Annotated in this window: 1 protein-coding gene and 2 rRNA genes; 1 reads left to right on the top strand and 2 read right to left on the bottom strand. The window is 42.2% G+C overall.

The window, feature by feature from the left end; genetic code table 11:
* Nucleotides 1-140 precede the first annotated feature (140 nt).
* A 5S ribosomal RNA gene (rrf, locus tag CXY28_RS08390) occupies nucleotides 141-258 on the bottom strand.
* A gap of 235 nt (nucleotides 259-493) precedes the next feature.
* A 23S ribosomal RNA gene (locus tag CXY28_RS08385) occupies nucleotides 494-3,380 on the bottom strand.
* Nucleotides 3,381-4,095: 715 nt separating this feature from the next.
* Between CXY28_RS08385 and CXY28_RS08380 the strand changes: the two genes are divergently transcribed.
* Complete coding sequence (locus tag CXY28_RS08380) at nucleotides 4,096-4,362, top strand: CMP-N-acetylneuraminate-beta-galactosamide-alpha-2, 3-sialyltransferase (RefSeq protein WP_100980465.1); 267 nt, start codon at nucleotides 4,096-4,098, stop codon at nucleotides 4,360-4,362.
* The last annotated feature ends 152 nt before the right edge of the window (nucleotides 4,363-4,514 follow it).

Raw genomic sequence — 4,514 nt, 5'->3', positions numbered from 1 at the left:
AAAACAATAAAAAAACTTAAACAAAATAAGCAAACAAAAACCTTTGAATAAAACATTAACCACCAAACAAACCAAACAAACAAAAACAAGCAATCAATAATGAAATTAAATAAAAAGCAAGACTAAAAAACATTTCCCTATCCCTGCACCGACCTACATTCCCACTCTTGAAAAGAGCAGTATTATCAGCGATGAAGAGCTTGACTTCCAGGTTCGGAATGGTTAACTGGGTAGTTCCTCTTCTCTAAAGGCACAAGGAAAAGGGAGCTAAAGATAAATCGCATTTACCCTTAACTCCCCTTTCTCTTTATAGGGAGCTGTTTTTAACAAAGAAGATCGTTAATAGCCTTTCATTTTAAACCATTGAGATAGTATCTCATTTCCAATTAAAGTTCAATCCTATAAAAGTCTTTATAAAACTCCAACTCTCTTACACTCAGTAAGGCAGTGGTAACTTATCCATGCTCTATTGTCGTTATCTTATCAAAAAGCAAAAAACAAGCCAAACGCTCTATTAGTAGTAGTCAGCTAAACGCATTACTGCGCTCACACATCTACCCTATCAAGCACATAGTCTTTGTGCGAGCTTCAGGGAAAGTTTATCTTGGAGTTGGCTTCCTGCTTAGATGCTTTCAGCAGTTATCACATCCGTGTGTAGCTACCCAGCGATGCTCTTGGCAGAACAACTGGTGCACCAGTGACACGTCCATCCCGGTCCTCTCGTACTAGGGACAGCTCTCCTCAACTTTCCTACGCCCACGGCAGATAGGGACCGAACTGTCTCACGACGTTCTGAACCCAGCTCGCGTACCGCTTTAAATGGCGAACAGCCATACCCTTGGGACCTGCTCCAGCCCCAGGATGCGATGAGCCGACATCGAGGTGCCAAACCTCCCCGTCGATGTGAGCTCTTGGGGGAGATCAGCCTGTTATCCCCGGGGTACCTTTTATCCTTTGAGCGATGGCCCTTCCACACAGAACCACCGGATCACTATGACCGACTTTCGTCTCTGCTTGACTTGTATGTCTTACAGTCAGGCTGGCTTGTGCCATTACACTCAACTTGCGATTTCCAACCGCAATGAGCCAACCTTTGCAAGCCTCCGTTACTTTTTAGGAGGCGACCGCCCCAGTCAAACTACCCACCAAGCATTGTCCTGCCTGTGGATAACACAGGCCAGTTAGCTAACAGAAACATCAAGGGTGGTATCTCAAGGATGGCTCCATAAGAGCCAAAGCCCTTACTTCAAAGCCTCCCACCTATCCTGCGCATGATATTCCCGTTAGCAGTGCTAAGTTGTAGTAAAGGTCCACGGGGTCTTTCCGTCTTGCCGCGGGTAGGAGGAATTTTCACCTCCACTACAATTTCACTGAATCTCTGGTTGAGACAGCTCCCATCTCGTTACGCCATTCATGCAGGTCGGTATTTAACCGACAAGGAATTTCGCTACCTTAGGACCGTTATAGTTACGGCCGCCGTTTACTCGGGCTTCAATTCAACGCTTCATCTTGCGACTGACGCATCCTCTTAACCTTCGAGCACCGGGCAGGCGTCACACCTTATACTTCCTCTTACGAGTTGGCAAAGTGCTGTGTTTTTGGTAAACAGTCGGGAGGGACTCTTTGCTGAGACCACATCGCTGTGGCACACCTTATCGCGAACTTACGGTGCTAGTTTGCAGAGTTCCTTAACCAGAGTTCTTTCACGCGCCTTAGAATACTCATCTCATCTACCTGTGTCGGTTTGCGGTACGGACGACTATGGATATGCTTAGAGGCTTTTCTTGGCACGACGGTATCAGCGATTCTCCCTTTGTCCTAAAAGGACTCAAAGAGCCTGTTTGGGTTTCAAATACAGAGGTGGATTTGCCTTCCCTCCAATCTACGCCCTTAGACTAGCACTTCCATCAGCTAGCTCGCTTAACCCTATGCGTCCCCCCATCACGCTCCACAGTCGGTATTGGAATATTAACCAATTTGCCATCACCTACCCCTTTCGGACTCGGCTTAGGACCCGACTAACCCTACGATGACGACCATCGCGTAGGAAACCTTAGATTTACGGCGGATACAATTCTCATATATCTTATCGTTACTCATTCCTGCATGCTCACTTCATACCGCTCCAGCACTCCTTACCGGTATACCTTCAACGCTGGTATGAACGCTCTTCTACCACTGTGTTTAACACAATCTACAAATTCGGTGTCTATCTTAGCCCCGTTATATTTTCAGCGCATGACCACTAGACCAGTGAGCTGTTACGCTTTCTTTAAAGGATGGCTGCTTCTAAGCCAACCTCCTGGTTGTTTGAGTAGCCACACATCTTTTTCCACTCAGAATAGAACTTAGGGACCTTATTTGGTAGTCTGGGTTGTTCCCCTTTTGACGATTGATTTTATCACCCACCGCCTGACTCCCAAGATACGATAAAAGGTATTCGAAGTTTGATAGGGTTTGGTACCGCGGCGAGCAGCCCTAGCCCAATCAGTGCTCTACCCCCTTTTATTATCACTTGAGGCTATACCTAAATATATTTCGAAGAGAACCAGCTATCACTAAGTTTGTTTGGCCTTTCACCCCTATCCACAGCTCATCCCAACCCGTTTCAATGGGTACGAGTTCAGTCCTCCACGCGCTATTACACGCGTTTCAACTTGGCCATGGATAGATCACTTAGCTTCGGGTCTGCAGCATCTGACTCAAGCGCCCTATTAAGACTCGCTTTCGCTACGGCTTCGCATTCGCTTAACCTTGCCAGATACCACAACTCGCAGGATCATTATGCAAAAGGCAGTCCATCACCCTGATAAATCATAGGGCTCTGAATGATTGTAAGCAGATGGTTTCAGGTTCTATTTCACTCCGCTCACTGCGGTTCTTTTCACCTTTCCCTCACGGTACTTGTTCGCTATCGCTCAAAGAGTAGTATTTAGGGTTGGAGAGTGGTCTCCCCGGCTTCAACCTGGATTTCTCGTGTCCTGGCCTACTCTGGATACTGCTACCTAAAAACGCCTTGTCGCATACAAGGCTATCACTTTCTATGGCTTACCTTTCCAGGTAATTCTGCTAAAGCGTTCTCTTGGATGTTGCAGTCCTCAACCCCGAATGCAAGCACTCGGTTTGCCCTTTTCCCCGTTCGCTCGCCACTACTTAGGGAATCTCGTTGATTTCTTTTCCTCTAGTTACTGAGATGTTTCACTTCACTAGGTTCGCTCTCTATTAAAGAGTAACTAATATCTCTATTAGTTGGGTTGCCCCATTCGGACATCTACGCATCAAAGCTCCTTGACAGCTCCGCATAGCTTATCGCAGTCTAGTACGTCCTTCATCGCCTCTCTTTGGCAAGGCATCCGCCATCTGCTCTTAAAAGCTTGTTTTAAATTTTAAAATATCCTTTAAAACCCGCCCTTTTATAATGAATAACGACAATTGCACGAATATTCTTCAGCGCTACCACTGCCTTAATGAATATAAGACAGAGTTATTGTAGTTTTACTTTACTTTTACATAGGCTATTAACAATATTAAATCAAATAACTTCGTTTTTCTTTAAAAACTTGCTATAATCGCTCTTGAATGTTAAACCCTTAAAGAAGACTAAAAATGCTTGATCCCTAATCTTTTTTAACCGCCAAGTTTTATCAGCTGGTAGGCTTTTTATATTTTAAAGCTTTTTAGCTTTTATGACTTGTTTGAATGGTTTCAATTAAAGAACTTTTTAAAGCTTGTCTTTAAAAACGAAATGTAATTATAGACATGCAATGCTTAAAGTTTGCTTAAAGTTTTTGAGAGTTTGGAAGAAAATTTAGAGTTTGAAAGAAATGGATAAAAATTATTGGAAATGATTGGGGAACTAATTGGAATTAGGGGGGTAGAGAATAAAGCTTTAAGATTAAGCACATCATCATTATAAAATAAAAACACATCATCATTATAAAATAAAAACACATCATTATTAAAAAATTAAACGCATCATTAAAACACATCACTAGATAAAACAAAAAACGCAAAATCAAACACACCATTAACCATTGATTGAATACCGCTAGATACAATGACCCATGTCATCTTTTTTTCAAAAAAGGGGTAGAAATGGCATTCTATCATTCTATCATTCTATCATTCTATCAATCAATCATTCTATCAATCAATCATTCTATCAATCAATCATTCTATCAATCAATCATTCTATCATTCTATCATTCTATCATTCTATCATTCTATCATTCTATCATTCTATCATTCTATCATTCTATCATTCTATCATTCAATCGTTCAATCGTTCAATCGTTCAATCGTTCAATCGTTCAATCGTTCAAGCATTCAAGTAACGCTACCATACTTTTATCGCTTTTATAAAAACCTATTTAAAAATCCCCTATTTTTTATTATTCCCTCTTTTATTCCCCCTTTCATTAACCCGCACCGCATTTTCAAACCATTTGATTCCATAAGCCCCATTTTTAAATCAGTGGGGCTTACAGAGTTAAATTCAAAGGAGAAATGATGGC

Origin of the sequence: Helicobacter pylori (assembly GCF_002832345.1) — a bacterium.
Classification (GTDB): Bacteria; Campylobacterota; Campylobacteria; order Campylobacterales; family Helicobacteraceae; genus Helicobacter; species Helicobacter pylori_CP.
Note: the sequence above shows the minus strand (reverse complement) of the source record. Positions and strands in the feature narration are given on the sequence as shown.

Coding starts and splice junctions, on each gene's coding strand:
- CXY28_RS08380 (WP_100980465.1), top strand. CDS start 4,096: ATGGCATTCTATCATTCTATCATTCTATCATTCTATCAATCAATCATT.